Source organism: Streptomyces sp. NPDC057280 (assembly GCF_042668605.1).
Lineage (GTDB): Bacteria > Actinomycetota > Actinomycetes > Streptomycetales > Streptomycetaceae > Streptomyces.
In genome coordinates this window covers 24429-44732 of sequence record NZ_JBHUYR010000018.1, presented here as the reverse complement: position 1 = coordinate 44732, position 20304 = coordinate 24429, and the positions used below count along the sequence as shown (strand labels likewise).

Sequence of the window (20304 nt, the reverse complement as noted above, 5' to 3'; positions counted from 1 at the left end):
TTCTGGCGGCGTTCTCAGGGAGCACTCAGGAAGCTCTCATGGTCGGGCGACAAGCTCAGTGTCATGACCGAGAGCTTCCGCCGCGACGGCGAGTACGAGCAGTACACGAACCCGTATCAGGGCGCCCAGCAGCACGCCTCCGCCACCCCCGCGCACTCCTCCCCGGTGAACCCGGAGTGGCCGCCCCCGCCGGCGCAGCCGCCCGCGCCGCAGCCGGTGACGGTGGAGCCGGGGACCACGGTGTGGCCGGCGCAGACTCAGGTCGCCGGCGGTGACGGCAACGACGGCGGTGGCGGTACCGCCGTCCTGACGGCGGCCCCGGAGGCCCCCGTACCGTCGCCGAAGAAGCGCGCCCGGGGCCCCTTCGCCCTCCTCGCCGCCGTCGCGATCGTCGCCGCGGCGATCGGTGGCGGCACGGCGTACGGCATCCAGGAACTGACCGGCAACGACACCGTCGCCTCCAGCAGCACCAGCACCAATGTGGTGCCGTCCTCCGCCAGGGGCACGGTCTCCGGGGTCGCCAAGGCCGTCAGCCCGAGCATCGTCGAGATCAACGCCACGCTCAGCAACGGCTCCTCCACCGGCTCCGGCGTGATCATCAGCAGCGACGGCGAGATCATCACCAACAACCACGTCATCGCCGGCGCCTCCTCGATCAAGGTCTCGACGAGCAACGGCAAGGAGTACACGGCGAAGGTCGTCGGCACCGACAGCAAGAAGGACCTCGCCCTGATCAAGCTGGAGAACGCCTCCGGCCTCACCCCCGCGACCCTCGGCAACTCCGACGGCGTCCAGGTCGGCGACGAGGTCGTGGCGATCGGCTCCCCCGAGGGCCTGACCGGCACGGTGACCAGCGGCATCGTCTCCGCCCTCAACCGCGACGTCACCGTCTCGACGGACGAGAGCCAGGGCCAGCAGCAACAGCAGGGCGGCGGCGGATGGCCGTTCGAGTTCGGCGGCCAGCAGTTCAACGGCGACACCGGCTCGTCCACGACGACGTACAAGGCGATCCAGACCGACGCGTCCCTGAACCCCGGCAACTCCGGCGGCGCGCTGATCGACATGAACGGCAACATCATCGGGATCAACTCGGCGATGTACTCCTCCAGCTCCGACTCCTCCAACGCCGGCAGCCAGGGCCTCGGGTTCTCCATCCCGATCAACACCGTCAAGTCCGACCTCGCGACGCTGCGGGCCGGCGGCACCGACAGCTGAACCACCTCTGAGCACCTAGGGAGTCCGTCATGATCCAGCAGGTTTCCCACACAGTGGCCGGTACCGACCCGGCGGGCCTCGCGCTGGCGCTGGAGGTGGCGCACGAGTTGCACGCGCCGACGGCGCCTTCGGTTCGCGCCCCCGAGATCTCGACCGTGGCCGCCCGCCGTACCGCCCGGCGCCGCAAGGTGCGCGCCTGACCTGGCCCGTGCCCACCCCGTCCGGTGCTTGACCCCACCGCCGACCGACGTGCGACGCTGAAGGCGCCCACGTCCCACCGCACCCCGAGGAACCGCGAGCGATGAGCCCCGCCGATGGCGACCGTGACCCCCAGCGCATCCTGATCGTCGACGACGAGCCGGCGGTGCGCGAAGCGCTCCAGCGCAGCCTCGCGTTCGAGGGCTACGACACGGAGGTCGCGGTCGACGGCGCGGACGCACTGGAGAAGGTGACCGCGTACCGGCCCGACCTGGTCGTCCTCGACATCCAGATGCCCCGCATGGACGGCCTCACCGCCGCCCGCCGGATGCGGGGCGCGGGCACGACGACGCCGATCCTGATGCTGACGGCCCGGGACACGGTGGGCGACCGGGTGACCGGCCTCGACGCCGGCGCCGACGACTACCTGGTCAAGCCGTTCGAGCTGGACGAGCTGTTCGCGCGCGTCCGTGCGCTGCTGCGGCGCAGCTCCTACGCGGCGGCCGCGGCCGGTGCGGGTGCGGTGGTGGAGGACGACGCGCTGACCTTCGCCGACCTCCGCATGGACCTGGCGACGCGGGAAGTCACTCGCGCCGGGCGGCCGGTGGAACTGACGCGCACCGAGTTCACGCTGCTGGAGATGTTCATGGCGCACCCGCGCCAGGTCCTGACCCGGGAGCAGATCCTGAAGGCGGTGTGGGGCTTCGACTTCGAGCCGTCGTCGAACTCGCTGGACGTGTATGTGATGTACCTGCGCCGCAAGACGGAGGCGGGCGGCGAGCCGCGGCTCGTGCACACCGTGCGCGGCGTGGGGTACGTGCTGCGACAGGGCGGCGCGGAGTGAGAAAGGTTCTGCGCCGGTTCCAGACGCTGCCGATCCGGGCACGGTTGTCGTTGCTGGTGGCGGCGGCGGTGGCGTTCGCGGTGGCGGCGGTTTCGGTGACGTGCTGGTTCATCGTGCAGGGGAAACTGTACGAGCAGCTGGACAACGACTTGCAACGGGGCATGAGCGACCCCGGTCCCGCGCAGCTCAAGCAGATCAACCAGGCCCAGACCGCGCTCAACAACTGCTCCAAGACTCCGCAGAGCACCCCCTTCTCCCGCGGTGACTACACCCAGGTGGTCACGGCGAGCGGCAAGGTCTGCGTGGTCAACGACTCGGCGGGCGCGATCGAGGTGACCCAGGCCGACAAGAACGTGATCGCGAAGGGCGAACCCAACCACGTCTACTTCCGCAACGGCAGCGCCGAGGACGGCACCGGGGTACGGGTGATGACGCGCTACCTGAGCGGCACCACGACCCCCACCGGAGAGGCCGGCCCCGACATCGGGATCATCGTCGCCGTCCCCCTGAAGGGCACCCAGAACACCCTCAACGACCTTTCCCTCGTCCTCCTCCTCGTCTCCGGCATCGGAGTCCTCGGCGCCGGTGCCGCCGGGCTCGCCGTCGCCCGCGCCGGCCTGCGCCCCGTCGACAAGCTCACCGAGGCCGTCGAACACGTGGCCCGTACCGAGGATCTGAGCGTGCGGATCCCCGTCGAGGACGACGCCGAGGACGAAGTGGCCCGGCTCTCGCGGTCCTTCAACTCGATGACCTCCTCCCTCGCCAGCTCCCGCGATCTCCAGCAGCAGTTGATCGCGGACGCCGGTCACGAGCTGCGCACTCCTCTCACCTCGCTCCGCACCAACATCGAGCTCCTCACCCGGAGCGAGGAGACCGGGCGGCCCATCCCGGAGGCCGACCGCAAGGCGCTGCTCGCCTCGGTCAAGGCGCAGATGACCGAACTGGCGGCGCTCATCGGCGACTTGCAGGAGCTGTCCAGGTCCGAGGGGCAGCGGGGTGAGCGCGTGCAGGTCGTGTCCCTCGAGGACACCGTCGAGTCGGCGCTCCGCAGGGCCCGGCTCCGTGGGCCGGAGCTGACGATCAACGCGCACCTGGAACCGTGGTTCAGCCGCGCGGAGCCCGCCGCACTGGAGCGGGCCGTCGTCAACATCCTCGACAACGCCGTGAAGTTCAGCCCGGAGGGCGGCACGATCGACGTACGGCTGAGCGAGGGCGTGCTGACCGTCCGGGACCACGGTCCCGGCATCCCCGCCGACGAACTCCCGCACGTCTTCGACCGCTTCTGGCGCTCCCCCAGCGCCCGCGCCCTGCCCGGCTCCGGCCTCGGCCTGTCCATCGTCGCCCGCACCGTGGAGCAGGCCGGCGGCCAGGTCACCCTCGGCCGCGCGGACGGCGGCGGCACGATCGCGACCGTACGCCTGCCGGGGGCGCCGACACCTCCCCCGGAGACGCCGTAGCCGGGCCACCGCGGTGAAGGGCCGCCGGCTCCTGGCGCCCTGCACTGTCCGAGCCCGTTGCTAATGTGCCTCGTCCAGTGATCACCTGCGGGAAGGGACGGGGCGCGTGCGGGACGTGACATGCCATCAGGTCGGTGAGCAGCGGTTGGCCGAGGCGCTCGACGACATCCGCGGGCGGGCCTACACGCGCTGGCACTCACTGCGCTACGGCAGCATCTCGCCGGCGCTGATACGGGCGATGGCGGACGAGCTCCTCGACCATGTCGCCGCGCGCGCGGTCACCCAGCCGGGGCTCGACGCCGCGGCCGCCACGGTCGCCGTCACCGCCGCGGAGTGTGTGCACGGAGTACTGAGCGTCATGTGCTACCCGAACGGGGACCAGGAGATCCGGTTGCCGCTCGTCGGGGAACGGCTCAGCACGGACCCCGACGACGACGAGTTCGGGGACGGGCCGATCACCTTCCGGGACGTCGTCAAGGAGGCGCCCACCGCGCGGACCTGGCTCGACATGTTCGAGGTGTGCGTGGTCAGCGGGCTGGTGTGGGACTGGGAGCGGGTTACCGGGCTGCTGCTGCGGGGCGACTACGCGCCCGCCATCCGCGACGGCGTGCCCTACAACCCGTACACCTCCGTCTCCGCGCCCGCCGACCTGGCCGCCATGGACGCGCTGTGCCTCTACCTGACCGAGGCGGCCGGGCATCTGCCCCGCGACTGGCCGACGGTTCCGCTGCGCAAGCCCGACGCCGGGGAGCGCGCGGAGGCCGTCCGGCGGCTCGAGGAGCTCGGCGACGCGCTGAGCGCCGACCAGCGGCTGCTCCGCGTGCTCCTCGACGACGACCAGGACGCCTTCGAGGCGGCGCTGGCCGCCCAGCTGGTGGCGTACCGGGAGGGCGTGGAGGCCGGCGCCGGTGATCCCGCGCCCCGTTCCCTCCTCCCCCTCGGCGCCCTCACCCTGGCCTGCCTCGCGGTGCAGGTGCACGGGTGGGAGCTCGGCGTCCGGTCCGGATATCTGCCGTACGGGCTGCTGGGGTCGACGGACGCACTGCGCCGGGCGGCCGACGGCAACCGGAACACCTTGGGTCTGTGGGCTGCCAAGTAGCGAGGCGGCCCCTACGCCAGGAGGCGGCCGCGTCCATGACGCGGCCGCCTCCTCCTGTCCGCCCCGAAGGGTTACTTCACGATCGTGATCCGGTTCGCGGCCGGAGGTGCGATCGGGCTCGCGGCCGAGGAGTTGGCCGTGAGGTACTGCTCCAGCGCCGCCAGGTCGTCCGTGCCGACGAGGTCGTTGGTGCCCTGGCCGAGCGTGGTGAAGCCGTCGCCGCCGCCCGCGAGGAAGCTGTTGGTGGCGACGCGGTAGGTGGCCGCCGGGTCGAGGGCGGCACCGTTGAGCTTGACGGAGTCGGCGACGATCCGGTCGGCACCGGTCTTCGTCAGGTCCAGGGTGTAGGTGAGGCCCGAGGACGGCTGGAGGATCTTCGGGGAGGCCGCGTTGCCGCCGCTGACCTGCTCCTTGAGGACCTGGATCAGCTGGGCGCCGGTGAAGTCCTGGAGGTTCACGGTGTTGGAGAACGGCTGGACCGTGAAGCCCTCGGCGTAGGTGACGACTCCGTCGCCTTCCGTGCCCTTCTGCGCGTAGGTCAGGCCCGCCCGCACACCGCCCGGGTTCATCAGCGCGAGGTCGGTCTCCGGGTCGAGCTGCTTGCCGTACGCCAGTTGCGCGTCCGCGATCAGGTCGCCCATCGGGGACTCGGTGCCGGTGTTCGGGATGTCGGCGGAGATGTAGCCGATCGCGCGGTTGCCGATGGGCGCCGCGAGGGTGTTCCACCGGCTGATCAGGTCGGTCATGTCCGGCGCCTTGGCGACGGTCCGGGTGACCACGTGGTTCGCCGACTTCACCGAGGTACGGGCGATGTCACCCGTCCAACGGTCGTACGTCAGCGTCGTGTCCGTGTACAGCCGGCCGAAGGAGGCCGCCGAGGTGACCGTGCGCGGGTGGCCCGCCGGGTCGTTGATGGTGCAGGCGTACGCGGCGTGGGTGTGACCCGTCACCAGCGCGTCGACCTGCGGGGTGATGTTCTTGGCGATGTCCACGATCGGGCCGGAGATGCCGTCGCCCGCGCCGGGGGAGTCGCAGTTGTAGTTGTACGCGCCCGAGGCCGGGGCGCCGCCCTCGTGGATGAGGGCCACGATCGACTTCACGCCCTGGGCCTGGAGCACCCGCGCGTACTTGTTGATCGTCTCGACCTCGTCCTTGAACTTCAGGCCCTTGACGCCCTCGGCGGAGACGACCCCGGGGGTGTCCTCCAGGGTGACGCCGATGAAGCCGACCTTGATGCCGTCCTTCTTCCACACCCAGTAGGGCTTGAGGATCGGCTTGCCGGTCTTCTCGTTCAGGACGTTGGCCGCCAGGTACGGGAAGTCCGCGCCCTCGAACTCCTCGTCCGTGTAGCAGCCGGCCGTCGGGTGGCAACCACCGTGCTGAAGCCGGGCCAGTTCCTTGGCGCCCTCGTCGAACTCGTGGTTGCCGACGGAGGTGACGTCCAGGTCCAGCTTGTTGAGCGCCTCGATGGTGGGCTCGTCGTGGAAGAGACCCGAGATCAGGGGCGAGGCGCCGACCATGTCGCCGCCGGCCGCGGTGATGGAGTACTTGTGGCCCGCGCGCGCGTCGCGCAGATGCGTGGCGAGGTACTCGACACCACCGGCGTCGATCGTCTTGGTGGTGCCGTCCGCCTGGAGCTCGGTGACGCGGCCGGAGGAACCGGACGGGGGCTCCAGGTTGCCGTGCAGGTCGTTGAAGGACAGCAGCTGCACGTCCTGGTAACGGCTGGGCAGCTTGCCCGGTTTGCCTGATTCAACCGGGGCGGCCGACGAGGGCAGCGCGGCGGCGAGAGCACCGGCGGTCGCGAGACCGGCGGCTGCGGCGAGCAGCCGGACGGTCCGTCTGCGGCGGTGCGGCTGGGATATGGCTGGCATACGCCCCCCTGTGGGTCGTCTGAGCAAGTGGGCCCCGTCCGGCGCAGCCTAAAGTCAACGCGCGTAGCGCGACAGGGGTTTCTTGGTTACATCCTGGTTTCCCTTTGCCCTCTCCTTTGCTGACGCTTTGCGGGGTTTACAGTGCCGCCACTTTGCTGGTCCTCCCCCGTACTCTCGTACGCATGACCAGCGACGACACCGTGCGGCCCGGCAGCACTCGCTCCATCCAGACCTGTTCGGCACTTTCCCCGGCCCAGACGGACGCCGTCCTCGCGCTCCTCGCGGCGGCCGCCGACAGTGACGGCCAGCAAGCCGTCTCGGAACAGGGCCGGTTGCAACTGCGCGGCGGCGCCCGCGAGGGGGTGGCCCATCTGCTGCTGACCGTCGACGACGAACTCGTCGGCTACGCCCAGCTGGAGGACACCGACCCCGTGGAGGCCCCGGCCGCCGAGCTGGTCGTCCACCCCGGGCACCGCGGTCGCGGCCACGGCCGGGCCCTCGGCTCGGCCCTCCTCGCCGCCTCCGGCAAACGGCTGCGGGTGTGGGCCCACGGCGGTCACGCCGCCGCCCGCCATCTCGCCCAGGTCCTCGGCCTGACCCTGTTCCGTGAGCTGCGGCAGATGCGGCGGCCGTTGACCGACCTGGACCTGCCCGACCCGGTCCTGCCGGACGGGGTGACGGTACGGTCCTTCGTCCCCGGCACCGACGACGCCGCCTGGCTCGCGGTGAACGCCGCCGCGTTCGCCCACCATCCCGAACAGGGCTCCCTCGTCCAGCGCGACCTCGACGACCGGATGGCCGAGCCCTGGTTCGACCCCGCCGGGTTCTTCCTCGCCTTCCGCGGCGACGAACTCGTCGGCTTCCACTGGACCAAGATCCATGCGGCGGAGGGGCTGGGCGAGGTGTACGTCCTCGGTGTGAAGCCGGGCGTCCAGGGCGGGGGGCTCGGCAAGTCCCTCACGACCATCGGGTTGCGGCACCTCGCCGCGCAGGGACTGCCGACCGCGATGCTCTATGTCGACGCGGACAACAAGGCGGCGGTGTCGGTGTACGAGCGGCTGGGGTTCGTCACGCATGAGACGGACCTGATGTACCGCACGGAGACGTGATGTGACGCCGGGGCCCCGGGCCCGTGGGGCTCAGGGTCCGGGGCTTGGGGCCCGGGGCTTGGGGCCCGGGGCTTGGGGCCCGGGGCTTGGGGCCCGGGGCTCACGTCCAGGCACCCACGTCCGGGGACCCCGGGCCCCGGCGACTCAGGCCCTGCTGGGCTTCAAGGCCACCCCGCGTCTGAGCGGCTCCGGCCCGCACACCCCCCACACCACCACCGCACCGGCCAGCACCATCCCCCACCGGTCATGCGCCTGCGCCCACCTCGGGTCCTGCGTGGCCACGAACAGTGCCCACCGCTCCGGCCACAGCAGCAGCCCCAGCACGGCCGTCGTCAGCACCGCGCCGGCCACCGCCTGCCCCGGTTCCGCCGCCTGGGTGAAGCGGACCGCCGCCGCCGACGCCGCGAGCGCCAGCGTGAACGCCGCGCCCGCCTCCAGGGTCACGTCGCCCACGGGCGGACGTATCCGGTCCGGCACGAGCAGCACCGCCGCCGTCCACCACACCGCGGTGACCGGCGCGACGAGCGCCACCCGCAGGGCATGACGGGCGGGCCGGCGGGTCGGCACCGGGGTCGTGGTGTGCCGGGCCGGGTCGTCCAGCACGAACGCCAGGCCCAGGGCGAAGGCGAGGACGGCGGCCCGCAGCAGGTTCAGCACCAGCGGCTCGTCGGCCGTGTCCGAAAGCCGCGCCGGCGAGACGATCAGCAGCCCCAGGACTCCGGCGGCACCGAGCGCCCGCCAGGGAAGGGTGCGCAGGACGGGAACCAACAGGGCACGCGTCACGTGCACTTGTCCGCCCCTACCTTCGCCTTGACCCCCAGCAGCTCCGCCACCCGTGCCGTCGTCACCTTCGGGGACGTCAGTTCCGTCCAGTTCGCCCGCACCTCGGCCGCCACCCGGTCCCGCGGCTGCTCCAGCAGCTTGCGCACGACCGTCGTCTGACCGGCCGTCATCGACAGCGGGTCGGTCTGGGACAGGACGATCGCCGAGCCGCTCGTGCTGTCGTCGAGGCGGACGTTCTTGAGGGAGCCGATCGGGTCGGGCTGCCCGGCCAGGGCCAGCCACATGACGGTGACCATCCGGCCGTCGCACAGCTCACCGGTCGTCTTCTCGTCGCCGGTGACCAGCACCCCCGCGACGGCGGCCGAGAACTCCGGGACGCGGTTACCGCCCCAGGCCGTGCCCACCGTCACCTGGTGCGGGGCCGTCGCGGGGTCGAGAGCGGCGTCGCCGTCGAGGCCGTAGCGCGCGTCGAGCCGCTGTCGGACGAGGAGACTCTGGTCGTGGGCGGTACCGCCGGCGAGGGACTGGACCTCGGCCACGGTCCGCGCCCAGTCCGCGGTCCGGCCCCGCCACTCGGGGAAGGCGCAGTAGCGCGACCCGTCCCGCTCCACGCATGTCTGCACCTGCTCGGGGTGGAGCGTGGCCCGCTCCCGCGCCGCCGTCACCTCGGGGGAGACGCCCTGGCCCTGCGCGACCGCGCCGAGGACCGTCAGCGCCAGCGCCCCGGCGAACCCGGCGTGCACGGACCGCGCGCGGTGGCCGCCGCCCGCCAGCACCGCGAGCAGCGCCACCGTCAGGCCGAGCGCGGCGAGATACAGCGCGTGCCAGGCGGCGGGGCGGCCGATCAGGTCGGAGGGCAGGGTGTTGCTGCTGGAGACGCCTATGACCGGGGTCAGCCAGCGCGTCCAGCCCTCGTCGATGCCGGCGCCGGTGCCGAGCAGGAAGAGGAACAGGAAGAAGACCACGACCAGCGGTGCCGTGAAGGCCGTCCTGATCACGCGGGCGATCAGCACCCCGGCCGCTCCGAACGCCAGCACCGTCAGCGGCCCGACCAGCAGTTCGCCCGGCGAACCGTGTCCGAGCGAGCCCGGCTTGAGCGCCTGCCAGCCGAACTGCCCGGCCACACACACCGCGGTGAGCAGGGCGGCGGGGACCACGGAGAGCAGATGTGCGGCCGTCCGGTGTGCCGTGCTCATCACCAGCACCGTGAAGTGCCGTTCGGTGTCGCGGCGGAGGGATCTCAGCACGGCCTGGTTCACGGCCAGCAGGACCGCGAGGCCGACGAGGAGAGGGCCGCCCTGGGTGGCGCGGTCGGCGTCCTGGAGGGCCGGGTAGCCGTCCGCGTAGTCCTGGGCGCGCCATGCGATCCAGGCCGCGTAGACGAGGAAGCCGAGGAGCACCGGGATGGTGACGAGGAGCCTGCGCGCCTCGAAAAGGGCCAGGGCGAACACGGCCGCCCAGGGGTTCTGCGCCTGCTTCTGCGTGGCGGCCGGGGCCGCCTCCATGACCGCGCTCATGCCGCCGCCACCTCCACGCCCGCGTCGTCCAGGGTCAGCAGGTAGCCGTCCTCCAGGGTGGGGTCGGTGAGGTCCGCGCCGGCGGGCGGATTGCCCACGTTGCGGAAGGAGCCGGTGCCGGTGCGCCAGCCCGCCTTCGCTCCCGGGTCGCGTTCCGCGCTGTTCCACACGCGGCCCGCGGCCACCGCGGTCAGCTCGGCGGGGGTGCCGTCGAAACGGATCCGGCCGCCGGCCATCACCACGACCCGGTGGCAGAGCATCGCCACGTCCTCGGTCTGGTGGGTGGACAGGAGCACGGTCCGGCCCTCGCCCGCCCGGGCGATCAACTCCCGGAAACGCATGCGCTGTTCGGGGTCCAGGCCGACCGTCGGCTCGTCGAGGACGAGGAAGCCGGGGTCGCCGACGAGCGCCGCCGCCAGCGCCACCCGCTGCCGCATCCCGCCGGACAGCTTCTTGATGCGCTTGCCGCGGACGTCGCCCAGGTCGACCTCGTCCAGCACCCGCCGCACCTCGCGATGGCGGGCGCCGCGGTCGGTGAGTTCCTTCAGGATCGCCACGTAGTCGACGAACTCGAAGGCGGTGAAGTCCGGGTGGAAGCCGGGGGTCTGCGGCAGATAGCCGAGCCGGCGCCGCACCTCCTGGCGGCCGCGCGCGGTGCCCGGGTCGTTCCCGAGCACCGTGAAGGCGCCGCGGTCGGCGGGGACGGCCGTGGCCAGCACCCGCAACAGGGTGGTCTTTCCGGCGCCGTTGGGGCCGAGCAGCCCGGTGACGCCTCGGGTCAGCCGCAGCGACACGTCGTCGAGGGCGCGGGTGCCGCCGTAATGGAGGCTGAGCCCCTCGGCGGAGACGGTGGGTGTCATACGGCACTCCTGTGGAAGACGTCGAAACGGTCACGTACGAGGAAGAGCAGGCCGACCGCGAGGGCGGCGACCGCCGCGGCGGCGCCCTGGCCGGCCGCGGTGAACGGCGCGAGCGGGCCGTCACCGGCCCGGTCGGCGGCGACGAGCAGCGCGACCCACGCGCCGCCCACCAGCGACGGCGCGAGCACCGGCCCCAGCCGGGGGGTGAGCGCGAGCCCGGTCGCGGTCAGGGCCAGCGCGGGCAGCAGCCAGGCCAGCGCCCGCAGGCCGTACGAGGGCAGCGCGAGGGTCGCCAGGCCGTTGAGGCCCAGTCCCGCGGCGAGCACCGCCACCGTGCGGATCATCAGCAGCCGGAAGCCGTGCACCGGGCTGACAACCGCCATCTCGTAGGTCGGGTCCAGCGCGGGGCCGTACGACAGCGCGACCCCGGCGAGCGGAAGGAGCGGGGCGAGGGCGAGGAAGAGGGTCGGCGAGTCGGCCGTGTAGACCACGCCCACGGTCGTCACCAGCAGGAACACCACCGCCGCGAGCCATGAGCGGCGCAGTACGGGGGTCGCCGTGAGCAGCCGGGCGACATGGTCGGCGACGCCGAGCCGCACGAGGAGCCCCTCCAGCAACCCCCTTCGGGGCACGTCGAGTTCGGCGTCGAGCCGCTCCCAGCCGGCGTCGAGGGCGACCGGGTCGCTCACCGAGGCGAGCGCCTCCCGGCAGTCCGCACAGGCCATCAGATGGGTGTCGGCGGACCAGAGCATGGGCGCCGCCAACTCGCCCCGGGCGTAGGCCCGTAGATCCTCGGCATCCACATGCCATGTCATGCCGTCACCTCCACTGTTCGCACCCGCACCCGCGGTCGCACCCACCGAGCCATCCCCATTCGCCCGCTCATGCCAGCGCCTCCCGCAGTTGCTTGCGGGCGCGTGAGGCCCGCGTCTTGACCGTCCCCGGCGGAATCCCCAGGACGACGGCGGCCTCGCGGGTGGTCAGCCCGTCGATGACCGTCGCCTGGAGGACCGCGCGGAGTTCGGGCGAGAGCCGGACCAGGGCGCCCGCGAGGTCTCCGTGCTCCACCCCCGCGAGCACGCGTTCCTCCGCGGACGCCTCGTCGCGGTGCCGCAGCCTGGCCAGGGCCTGCCGCAGCCGCCCCCGCGCCCCGTCCCCGCGCAGCGCGTCGACCAGCCGCCGCGACCCGATCCGCCACAGCCACCCGGCCACGTCGCCGTCCTCCCGGTAGCGGGCCTTGCCGCGCCAGATCGCGAGGAAGGTCTCCTGCACGACGTCGTCGACTATCCCGGCGTCGGCGCACCGGCCCCGCAGTCGCGCGGTCAGCCAGGGCGCGAACCGCCGGTACAGCTCCTCGAAGGCGCGCCGGTCCCCGTCTGCCGCGGCCCGCAGCAGCTCGCCGTCGCTTCTCGTCTCGCTCACAACCCCTCATCGCACGAGCCCCGCCGATCGGTTCACGGTTCGGCGAACGACTTTCCGCAGCCGTCCTCCCAAACCGCCGCTTGACTTTGCCACCCCCCTTCCACCACCCTTTCACTACTCAATTAGTGAAAGGGTGGTTCACGGGTGCTCGAGTACCGCATCGACCGGCACTCCGGGGTCGCCACGTACGTCCAGATCGTCCAGCAGACCAAGCAGGCCCTCCGGCTGGGCCACCTGGAGCCGGGCGACAAGCTCCCCACGGCTCGCGAGGTAGTGGAGGCCACCGCCATCAACCCCAACACCGTTCTCAAGGCCTACCGCGAGCTGGAGCGCGAGGGACTGGTCGAGGCCCGCCGCGGACTCGGCACCTTCGTGCGCCGCGGTCTCGGCGCCGCCCCGGCCGACTCCCCGCTCAACGCCGAGCTGGACGGCTGGACGGCCAGGGCCCGCGAGGCCGGCCTGGACCGGGACGACGTGGCCGCCCTCTTCACCGCCGTACTCGACAAGCACTTCTCGACGCCGTTCCCCGAACACTCGACGCCGTTCCCGGAACAGACCGCCGCGACCAAGCACAGCCAGGGAGACCCTTCATGACCGACACCGCCCTCGAGGCAGCCGCGCTGGGCAAGCGTTTCGGGCGGCTGCGGCGGAGCGCCGGATGGGCCCTGCGGGACTGCTCCTTCGCGCTCCCCGCCGGACGCGTGTGCGCCGTCGTCGGCCCCAACGGCGCGGGCAAGTCCACCCTGCTCACCCTCGCGGCGGGCCTCACGGCCCCGACCGAGGGCAGCCTCGCCGTCCTCGGCGGGCCCGCGGGCCGGGCACGCGCGCGGGTGGGCTTCGTCGCACAGGACAAGCCGCTCTACCCCCAGCTCACCGTCGCCGAGACGCTCCGCATGGGCGCCGACCTCAATCCCGGCCGCTGGGACGCGCGCGCCGCCGAGCGGATCGTGACGGACGGCGACCTGAACCCGAAGGCCCGCATCCGCTCCCTGTCCGGCGGTCAGCGCACCCGGGTCGCGCTCGCCCTCACCCTCGGCAAGCGGCCCGAGCTGCTGCTCCTGGACGAGCCGATGGCCGACCTCGACCCGCTGGCCCGGCACGAGCTGATGGGCGTCCTGATGTCCCAGGCGGCCCAGCACGGCACCACCATCGTCATGTCCTCGCACGTCGTGGCGGAGCTGGAGGACTCCTGCGACCATCTGCTGCTGATCGGCGGCGGACGGGTCCGGCTCGCCGGGGAGATCGACGAACTGCTGGAGACGCACGCGCGCGTGTCGGCCGACGCCGGCACCGACCTCACCCCGCACACGGTCGTCGAGTCCCGCACCACGGGCCGCCGGCTCACCGCCCTGATCCGCCCGGCCGCCCCGCTCCCCGCCGACTGGCGCACCGGCACGCCGTCCCTGGAGGAGCTGGTCCTGTCCTACCTGCGCAACCCCGAGGCGCAGGCGACCGCGACGGGCACCCCGGCGAAGTCCCGCGAGGAGTCCGTCGCATGACCACTCTCGCCCCGCCCGCCCCAGGCACCCCGCACCTCACCCGCTGGCTGATCCGCCTGCACCGCCCGGCCCTGCTGTTCTGGACGGCCGTGGTCGTCACCGTCTCCGGCGTCCTGTTGTGGCTGGGCGGTCCGCTCGCCGACGCGTCCGCGGCGGCCTGGCGGGCGTACGACGCCTGCCGGGCGTCCGGGTGCCGCTACGACCAGGCCGCGATCCTCCGCTACAAGGACGTCTACACGTACACGACGTACGCCGTGCTCGCCGCGCCCTTCCTGGTCGCCGCCTGGGCGGGCGCCGCCCTCACCGGCCGCGAGCTGGAGACCGGCACCGCGCGGCTGGCGTGGACGCAGAGCAGCTCCCCGCTGCGCTGGTTCGCCTCCCGGCTGGCGCTCCCGGCGGCCGTCGTCACCGCGGGCACCGGCCTGCTGGTCCTGCTGCACCACCTGGCGTGGTCGGCGGGCAAGGACCACATCGACAACCTCAAGAGCTGGTACGACCCGCCGACCTTCTACGCCAACGGCCCGGTCGTCGTCGCCCTGGCACTGGCCGGTCTGGTCGCGGGCGCCCTCGCGGGCCTGCTCCGGCGCGGTTCCCTGCCGGCGCTGGTCGCGGGCCTGGGCTTCACCGGCCTGCTCTGGTACGGCGTCCAGCTGGCCGTCCCCCACCTGTGGAGCACGTCCACCGCCGTGACCGGCCTGCGCCGCTTCGCCCCGGCCGGCGGCGGCCTCGGCGTCGACGAGGGCATCGTGACCGCCACCGGCGCCCACGTCTCCAACCTGACCTGCGGCAACTCGGAGAACGACGAATGCCTCGCGTTCTACGACAAGTTCGACGCCGTCGGCTGGTACCGCGACTACCACCCCGCCTCCCACTACTGGCCCCTCCAGCTCACGGCGACCGCCCTGGTCCTCGCCCTCACCGCGCTGCTGACCCTGCTGGCCTTCCGGCTGCTGCACCGCCAGACCGGCCTCCGCACGGGAAGGTCCGCATGAGCCCCTTCACGGCACAGCTCGCCACGGTCCTGCGCCTGCACCGCGCGGCCCTGATCGTGTGGACCGCCTTCGTCGCCGGCTGCGTCGGCTACCTGGTGTGGCTGACGCAGGTCACCGCCCCCTCCCTCCTCGGCCCCCGCGCGGGCTGCCCCGACGGCGGGACGGGCCAGTGCACGATCGGCCTGGACTACCTCGAGTACAGCAGCCCGATGGGCTGGGTCAGCACGTTCATGTACTACGGCTTCTGGGCCGTCGCCGCCTGGTCGGCCGCCGCGCTCGTCGGACGTGAACTGGAGTCCGGCACCGCCCGGTTGGCGTGGACGCAGGGCGTCACCCCGGCCCGCTGGCTGGTCACGAAGCTCACCGCTCCCGCCCTGGTCCTGATCGCCGGCGGCGCGGTGTTCGTGCCCGTCTACCGCTGGGCCTGGTCGGCGCATCGCGCCCTGATGGGCGACGACTGGACGTTCGCCGACGTGTTCGCCGCCCGCGGCCCGCTCGTCGTGGCGTACGGCCTGTGCGCGCTGGCCGTGGGAACGCTCACCGCGCTCGTCGTACGCCGCACGCTGCCCGCGGCCGCCCTCGCGGTCGCCGTGATGATCGTGCTCAACCGGTACGTCGAGAAGTACCGCGAGGACTACTGGCCCCCAGCTACCGGCACCCCGCACGGCGCGGTCATGCAGGTCGACTCGGCCTCGTACCACCCGCAGTCCCACTACTGGCCCCTGCACCTGGTCGAGACCGGCATCATCCTCACCGTCACGGCCCTGGCCACCACCGCCGCGTTCCTCCTGCTGGCCCACCGCACCGTCCCCGCCCGCACGCCCCGCCAGGAGTCCCCCGCATGACCGCGACCACCACCACCGCCCCGGCACCCGCCACGGGAAGACCCGCCGCCACCGGGCGGACCGTGCTGCGCCTGCACCGCGCCGCGCTGATCGTCTGGCTGGTCGCCGTGGCGGCCGCCGCGGGCAGCCTGCTGTGGGCGTACGGTCCCGGCGCCACCGAGGTCTATGCCAACTGGCGGCGGGGGTGCCCCGACGACATCGACGCCTGCATGTGGGACACCACGATCAACGGCTACTACCGGGCCGTACGCCTTCCCGAGCTGGTGATCTCCTGGCTGTGCCTGCCCGTCGCCGCCTGGGCGGGCGCCGCGCTGATCGGCCGCGAGCTGGAGAACGGCACCGCCAAGCTGGCCTGGACGCAGTCCGTGAGCCCCACCCGCTGGCTGGTCGGCAAGCTCGCCGTGCCGGCCGCCGTGCTCACCGCGGGCACGGCCGCGCTGGTGCTGGTGCACCGCCTGACCTTCGAGGCGAACCCGTTCCCGGTGTACCTGCGCTGGTCGGAACGGGAGACCTTCGTCGCCAACGGCTCCGTCGCCCTCGCCCTGCCCCTGTGCGCCCTCGCCCTCGGCGCCCTCACCGGCCTGCTGCTGCGCCGCACCCTGCCCGCACTGGCCCTCGGCACCGCGGTCACCTGGGGTGTCGTCCGCCTCGCCGCCCTGGTGAGCCCCGATCTGTGGCCGTGGAAGACCGCCACCGCGTCCCTGGAGTCCGAGTGGCCCAGCACGCGCGGCGACGTCCTGTTCGGCGACCAGGGCATGCTGACCGACGCCGGCGCCCGGATCCCCTATCCGAACTGCGACGACGACTTCGCACGGTGCATGGCCGACCACCACGCGGTCGCCTTCTACGCCGACTACCACCCCGCCTCCCACTTCTGGCCGCTCCAGCTCGTCGAGACCGGAATCCTGCTGGGCGTCGCCGCCGCGGCCGTCGCCGCCGCGTTCTGGGTGCTGCGCCGCCGTACCGCCTGACATCCGGCCGGCGACGGGCCACGACTTCCGGGCCGCACGTCCTCCCACGGGGGTGGGGGACGTGCGGCCCGGACCTGTGGATGCCCGGGAGCCGTCCCGCGATATCCCGCACGCCATGTCTCCGTAACCATTGGTTCAGACGGGCTTGCGACGCTCGGCGAATGAAGCCCGCCGTGCCAGAGCCTTCGCCGCCCTCCAGGGGGTCCGCGGGGAACGGGGACCTCCGCCTCGCCGCCGCGCTCCCGCCCGCGCTGTCCGACGCGCCTGTATCGCCCCTGGCGCGGAACAATGGGTCCATGAGCCAGCCCAACGCCCAGGCGTCCGCACAGGTCCAGCACGCGCAGCCCTCCGTGGGTTCCATAGCCGCGCACCGCCCGCACACCGTCGCGGCGGCCGTCTCGGATCTGGAACCCGACATCGACGCCGACCTCGACGCGTACGAGGAGGCGCCGTACGACGGCGTCGAGCTTCCGCAGGGTCGTTTCCTCGACCGGGAACGCAGCTGGCTCGCGTTCAACGAGCGCGTCCTGGAGCTCGCCGAGGACCCGAACACCCCGCTGCTCGAACGGGCGAACTTCCTCGCCATCTTCGCCAGCAATCTGGACGAGTTCTTCATGGTCCGGGTGGCCGGTCTCAAGCGCCGTATCGCCACCGGCGTCGCCACCCGCTCGGCCTCCGGCCTCCAGCCGCGCGAGGTGCTGGAGATGATCTGGGCCCGCTCCCGCGAGCTGATGGCCCGGCACGCCGCCTGCTACCACGAGGACGTCGCCCCCGCACTCGCGGAGGAGGGCATCCACCTGGTCCGCTGGAACGAGCTCCAGGAGAAGGAACAGGCCCGCCTCTTCACCCTGTTCCGGCACCAGATCTTCCCGGTCCTGACCCCGCTGGCGGTCGACCCGGCGCACCCCTTCCCGTACATCTCGGGCCTCTCCCTGAACCTGGCCGTGGTGGTACGCAACCCGGTCACCGGCCACCGCCACTTCGCCCGCGTCAAGGTCCCGCCGCTGCTGTCCCGCTTCCTGGAGAGCTCCCCCGGCCGTTACGTCCCCATCGAGGACGTCATCGCGGCCCACCTGGAGGAGCTGTTCCCGGGCATGGAGGTGCTGGAGCACCACGCCTTCCGCCTCACCAGGAACGAGGACCTGGAGGTGGAGGAGGACGACGCCGAGAACCTGCTCCAGGCCCTGGAGAAGGAGCTCATGCGGCGCCGCTTCGGCCCGCCGGTGCGCCTGGAGGTCGAGGAGTCCATCGACCGCGAGGTGCTCGACCTCCTGGTGCGCGAGCTGAAGATCTCCGAGGCCGAGGTGTACCCGCTCCCCGGCCCCCTGGACCTCACCGGCCTCTTCCGCATCGCCTCGCTCGACCGGCCCGAGCTCAAGTACAAGAAGTTCATCGCCGGCGTCCACCGCGACCTGGCCGAGGTCGAGTCGGCGTCCGCGCCGGACATCTTCGCGGCCCTGCGCGCCCGCGACGTCCTCCTGCACCACCCGTACGACAGCTTCTCCACCTCCGTACAGGCCTTCCTCCAGCAGGCGGCCGAGGACCCGGACGTCCTCGCCATCAAGCAGACCCTGTACCGGACCTCGGGCGACTCCCCCATAGTCGACGCCCTCATCGACGCCGCCGAGGCCGGCAAGCAGGTCCTCGTCCTGGTCGAGATCAAGGCCCGCTTCGACGAGCACGCCAACATCAAGTGGGCGCGCAAGCTGGAGGAGGCGGGCTGCCATGTGGTGTACGGCCTCGTCGGCCTGAAGACCCACTGCAAGCTGTCCCTGGTGGTCCGTCAGGAGGGCGACACGCTACGGCGGTACAGCCACGTCGGCACCGGCAACTACCACCCGAAGACGGCCCGCCTGTACGAGGACCTCGGCCTGCTCACCGCCGACCCCCAGGTCGGCGCGGACCTCTCCGACCTCTTCAACCGCCTCTCCGGCTACTCCCGCCGCGAGACGTACCGCCGCCTCCTGGTCGCCCCCAAGTCCCTGCGCGACGGCCTGATCTCACGGGTGAACAAGGAGGTCCAGCACCACCGTGCGGGCCGCCCCGCCTTCATCCGCATCAAGGTCAACTCGATGGTGGACGAGGCGCTCATCGACTCCCTCTACCGCGCGTCCCAGGCGGGCGTGCCGGTCGACGTCTGGGTGCGCGGCATCTGCGCGATCCGCCCGGGTGTGGAAGGCCTGTCGGACAACATCCGGGTCCGCTCGATCCTCGGCCGCTTCCTCGAACACTCCCGGGTCTTCGCCTTCGGCAACGGCGGCGAGCCCGAGGTGTGGATCGGCAGCGCCGACATGATGCACCGCAATCTCGACCGCCGTATCGAAGCGCTGGTGAGGGTCACCGACCCGGCCCACCGCGCATCCCTCAACCGCCTTCTGGAAACGGGCATGTCCGACACCACCGCCTCCTGGCACCTGGGCCCGGACGGCGACTGGGAGCGGCACGCCACCGACGCGGACGGCCAGCCCCTGCGCAACATCCAGGAGATGCTCATAGACGCCCGGAGGCGCCGGCGTGGCACAGCAACACCTTGAACCGACGGACGCCACGGCCGGGGCGGCCACGGCGGACGCCCTCGCGGGCTACCTCCGCGCCCAGGCCACGGAGTTCCTCCGAGCCCTGCGCCAGCACCGCGAGAACGGCGGTGCGGCGGCGGGCGGCTCGGAGGCGTCCGTCGCCGCGGCCCGGGCCCTGCGCCGTTCGGCCCGCCGCATCAGCGCCAGCCTCCACACCTTCCGCCCCCTCCTGGACCCGGACTGGTCAGAACGCATCCGCCCCGAACTTGCGTGGCTGTCAGGCACGTTGGCCTTGGAGCACGCGTACGAGGCCCGACTGGAACGCCTGTTGCTGGCGCTGCACAGGCTGTCGGGCGCGATGGTCCCCGCTCAAGCCGACCTGGTTGCGGGCAGTCGTGCCGGCAGTCATGCCGACCTGGTTGCGGGCAACCCCGGTACGCCAGCTCCAGACCGCGGCAACCTCACCGTCGGCGCAGCCAAAGCAGGTGCCCTGCTCGACCGCCAGCTGACCCTGGCCCGCACCCGCGCCCACAGCACCGCCCTCCAGGCCCTGGGCTCCAGCCGCTTCCACGCGGTCGCCGACAACATCGCCGTACTCGCCAGCGAAGTCCCCCTGTCCGCAACAGCCCAGGCCACCCCCCTCCACCCCCTCGCCGCCGCAGCCGAGGACCGCCTCAAAGACGCCGTCACCGCCCTCCCCCTCGTCACCGCAGGCCACCCCTACAACGCCGAGGCCCTCATCCACGGCCTCTCCCCGGACCCGTCCCCCCACCCCCAGGACGCCCCCTGGCACCAGGTCCGCCTCCTGCTGCGCCTGCACCGCTACGCCCGCGAGGTCCTCCAGGACGCCGAGATCGTCGACGTACGCCTGCTCGCGGCCGGCGAGGCCCTGGACCGGCACCGCGACGCGTCCGAGGCGGCGGCCGCCGCGGCACAGGCGGCGCGCACCCCGCGTATCGCCCCGGCCACGGCGTACGCCCTCGGCGTGCTCCATGCCGACCAGCGCCACGAGGTGGAGGCCGCGAGGTTCGCTTTCCAGCAGGCCTGGCAGAAGGAAACAGTCAGCACCCCCTAGCCGAGACAGCCGAGACTGCCGAGACGAC

19 protein-coding genes are annotated in these 20304 nt (G+C 72.5%); 13 read left to right on the top strand and 6 right to left on the bottom strand.

Annotation, left to right across the window (positions count from 1 at the left end; translation table 11 throughout):
* Positions 1–63: 63 nt before the first annotated feature.
* From ACFUO4_RS44635 to ACFUO4_RS44615, 5 genes are all read left to right on the top strand, one after another.
* Positions 64–1215, top strand: coding sequence for a S1C family serine protease (locus ACFUO4_RS44635; protein WP_079309026.1), 1152 nt, complete (start codon positions 64–66; stop codon positions 1213–1215).
* Positions 1216–1244: 29 nt separating this feature from the next.
* Positions 1245–1415 (top strand): hypothetical protein, encoded by a 171-nt coding sequence (locus ACFUO4_RS44630; protein WP_179143361.1) that lies wholly within the window; start codon positions 1245–1247, stop codon positions 1413–1415.
* Between the two features lie 101 nt (positions 1416–1516).
* Entirely contained in the window at positions 1517–2257 is a 741-nt protein-coding gene (locus ACFUO4_RS44625; RefSeq protein WP_383496773.1) for a response regulator transcription factor, read from the top strand.
* Positions 2254–3714, top strand: coding sequence for an ATP-binding protein (locus tag ACFUO4_RS44620; RefSeq protein WP_383496770.1), 1461 nt, complete (start codon positions 2254–2256; stop codon positions 3712–3714). The genes ACFUO4_RS44625 and ACFUO4_RS44620 overlap by 4 nt, the downstream gene beginning before the upstream one ends.
* Before the next feature lie 106 nt (positions 3715–3820).
* Positions 3821–4813 (top strand): immunity 49 family protein, encoded by a 993-nt coding sequence (locus ACFUO4_RS44615; RefSeq protein WP_383496767.1) that lies wholly within the window; start codon positions 3821–3823, stop codon positions 4811–4813.
* Between the two features lie 71 nt (positions 4814–4884).
* Here ACFUO4_RS44615 and ACFUO4_RS44610 read toward each other — a convergent pair whose 3' ends face one another.
* Entirely contained in the window at positions 4885–6687 is a 1803-nt protein-coding gene (locus ACFUO4_RS44610; RefSeq protein ID WP_383496764.1) for a bifunctional metallophosphatase/5'-nucleotidase, read from the bottom strand.
* Between the two features lie 182 nt (positions 6688–6869).
* On the opposite strand from ACFUO4_RS44610, the gene mshD reads away from it, so the two are divergent.
* Positions 6870–7796 (top strand): mycothiol synthase, encoded by a 927-nt coding sequence (gene mshD / locus ACFUO4_RS44605; protein WP_383496761.1) that lies wholly within the window; start codon positions 6870–6872, stop codon positions 7794–7796.
* Positions 7797–7940: 144 nt separating this feature from the next.
* Here mshD and ACFUO4_RS44600 read toward each other — a convergent pair whose 3' ends face one another.
* The 5 genes from ACFUO4_RS44600 to ACFUO4_RS44580 all read right to left on the bottom strand — a co-directional run bounded on the left by ACFUO4_RS44600 (position 7941) and on the right by ACFUO4_RS44580 (position 12378).
* Positions 7941–8585: an ABC transporter gene (locus ACFUO4_RS44600; RefSeq protein ID WP_383496758.1), complete on the bottom strand. Its 645-nt coding sequence runs from the start codon at positions 8583–8585 to the stop codon at positions 7941–7943.
* Positions 8576–10096 carry an ABC transporter permease gene (locus ACFUO4_RS44595; protein ID WP_079309033.1) on the bottom strand — a complete coding sequence of 507 codons (1521 nt, stop codon included), beginning with the start codon at positions 10094–10096 and terminating at the stop codon, positions 8576–8578. The genes ACFUO4_RS44600 and ACFUO4_RS44595 overlap by 10 nt, the downstream gene beginning before the upstream one ends.
* Positions 10093–10956: an ABC transporter ATP-binding protein gene (locus ACFUO4_RS44590; RefSeq protein WP_383496754.1), complete on the bottom strand. Its 864-nt coding sequence runs from the start codon at positions 10954–10956 to the stop codon at positions 10093–10095. The genes ACFUO4_RS44595 and ACFUO4_RS44590 overlap by 4 nt, the downstream gene beginning before the upstream one ends.
* Positions 10953–11771, bottom strand: coding sequence for a zf-HC2 domain-containing protein (locus ACFUO4_RS44585; RefSeq protein ID WP_383496752.1), 819 nt, complete (start codon positions 11769–11771; stop codon positions 10953–10955). Before ACFUO4_RS44585 ends, ACFUO4_RS44590 begins: the two co-directional genes overlap by 4 nt.
* A gap of 67 nt (positions 11772–11838) precedes the next feature.
* A complete protein-coding gene (locus ACFUO4_RS44580) occupies positions 11839–12378 on the bottom strand; it encodes an RNA polymerase sigma factor (RefSeq protein WP_059195759.1) in 540 nt (179 codons plus the stop codon).
* Positions 12379–12522: 144 nt separating this feature from the next.
* On the opposite strand from ACFUO4_RS44580, the gene ACFUO4_RS44575 reads away from it, so the two are divergent.
* The 7 genes from ACFUO4_RS44575 to ACFUO4_RS44545 all read left to right on the top strand — a co-directional run bounded on the left by ACFUO4_RS44575 (position 12523) and on the right by ACFUO4_RS44545 (position 20276).
* On the top strand, positions 12523–12972 hold the full coding sequence (locus tag ACFUO4_RS44575; protein WP_079309034.1) for a GntR family transcriptional regulator: 450 nt from the start codon (positions 12523–12525) through the stop codon (positions 12970–12972).
* Positions 12969–13877: an ABC transporter ATP-binding protein gene (locus tag ACFUO4_RS44570; RefSeq protein ID WP_383496747.1), complete on the top strand. Its 909-nt coding sequence runs from the start codon at positions 12969–12971 to the stop codon at positions 13875–13877. Before ACFUO4_RS44575 ends, ACFUO4_RS44570 begins: the two co-directional genes overlap by 4 nt.
* On the top strand, positions 13874–14869 hold the full coding sequence (locus ACFUO4_RS44565) for an ABC transporter permease (RefSeq protein WP_383496745.1): 996 nt from the start codon (positions 13874–13876) through the stop codon (positions 14867–14869). Before ACFUO4_RS44570 ends, ACFUO4_RS44565 begins: the two co-directional genes overlap by 4 nt.
* Positions 14866–15714, top strand: coding sequence for a hypothetical protein (locus tag ACFUO4_RS44560; protein ID WP_383496742.1), 849 nt, complete (start codon positions 14866–14868; stop codon positions 15712–15714). The genes ACFUO4_RS44565 and ACFUO4_RS44560 overlap by 4 nt, the downstream gene beginning before the upstream one ends.
* Positions 15711–16685, top strand: coding sequence for a hypothetical protein (locus ACFUO4_RS44555; protein WP_383496739.1), 975 nt, complete (start codon positions 15711–15713; stop codon positions 16683–16685). Before ACFUO4_RS44560 ends, ACFUO4_RS44555 begins: the two co-directional genes overlap by 4 nt.
* Positions 16686–16846: 161 nt before the next feature.
* Positions 16847–19219, top strand: a complete 2373-nt coding sequence (locus ACFUO4_RS44550; RefSeq protein ID WP_128112130.1) for an RNA degradosome polyphosphate kinase — start codon at positions 16847–16849, stop codon at positions 19217–19219.
* A complete protein-coding gene (locus ACFUO4_RS44545; protein WP_383496735.1) occupies positions 19200–20276 on the top strand; it encodes a CHAD domain-containing protein in 1077 nt (358 codons plus the stop codon). The genes ACFUO4_RS44550 and ACFUO4_RS44545 overlap by 20 nt, the downstream gene beginning before the upstream one ends.
* Positions 20277–20304: the final 28 nt, after the last annotated feature.

Coding starts and splice junctions, on each gene's coding strand:
- ACFUO4_RS44550 (WP_128112130.1), top strand. CDS start 16,847: ATGAAGCCCGCCGTGCCAGAGCCTTCGCCGCCCTCCAGGGGGTCCGCG.
- ACFUO4_RS44585 (WP_383496752.1), bottom strand. CDS start 11,771: ATGACATGGCATGTGGATGCCGAGGATCTACGGGCCTACGCCCGGGGC.
- ACFUO4_RS44625 (WP_383496773.1), top strand. CDS start 1,517: ATGAGCCCCGCCGATGGCGACCGTGACCCCCAGCGCATCCTGATCGTC.
- ACFUO4_RS44555 (WP_383496739.1), top strand. CDS start 15,711: ATGACCGCGACCACCACCACCGCCCCGGCACCCGCCACGGGAAGACCC.
- ACFUO4_RS44630 (WP_179143361.1), top strand. CDS start 1,245: ATGATCCAGCAGGTTTCCCACACAGTGGCCGGTACCGACCCGGCGGGC.
- ACFUO4_RS44565 (WP_383496745.1), top strand. CDS start 13,874: ATGACCACTCTCGCCCCGCCCGCCCCAGGCACCCCGCACCTCACCCGC.
- ACFUO4_RS44610 (WP_383496764.1), bottom strand. CDS start 6,687: ATGCCAGCCATATCCCAGCCGCACCGCCGCAGACGGACCGTCCGGCTG.
- ACFUO4_RS44570 (WP_383496747.1), top strand. CDS start 12,969: ATGACCGACACCGCCCTCGAGGCAGCCGCGCTGGGCAAGCGTTTCGGG.
- mshD (WP_383496761.1), top strand. CDS start 6,870: ATGACCAGCGACGACACCGTGCGGCCCGGCAGCACTCGCTCCATCCAG.
- ACFUO4_RS44590 (WP_383496754.1), bottom strand. CDS start 10,956: ATGACACCCACCGTCTCCGCCGAGGGGCTCAGCCTCCATTACGGCGGC.
- ACFUO4_RS44635 (WP_079309026.1), top strand. CDS start 64: ATGACCGAGAGCTTCCGCCGCGACGGCGAGTACGAGCAGTACACGAAC.
- ACFUO4_RS44595 (WP_079309033.1), bottom strand. CDS start 10,096: ATGAGCGCGGTCATGGAGGCGGCCCCGGCCGCCACGCAGAAGCAGGCG.
- ACFUO4_RS44560 (WP_383496742.1), top strand. CDS start 14,866: ATGAGCCCCTTCACGGCACAGCTCGCCACGGTCCTGCGCCTGCACCGC.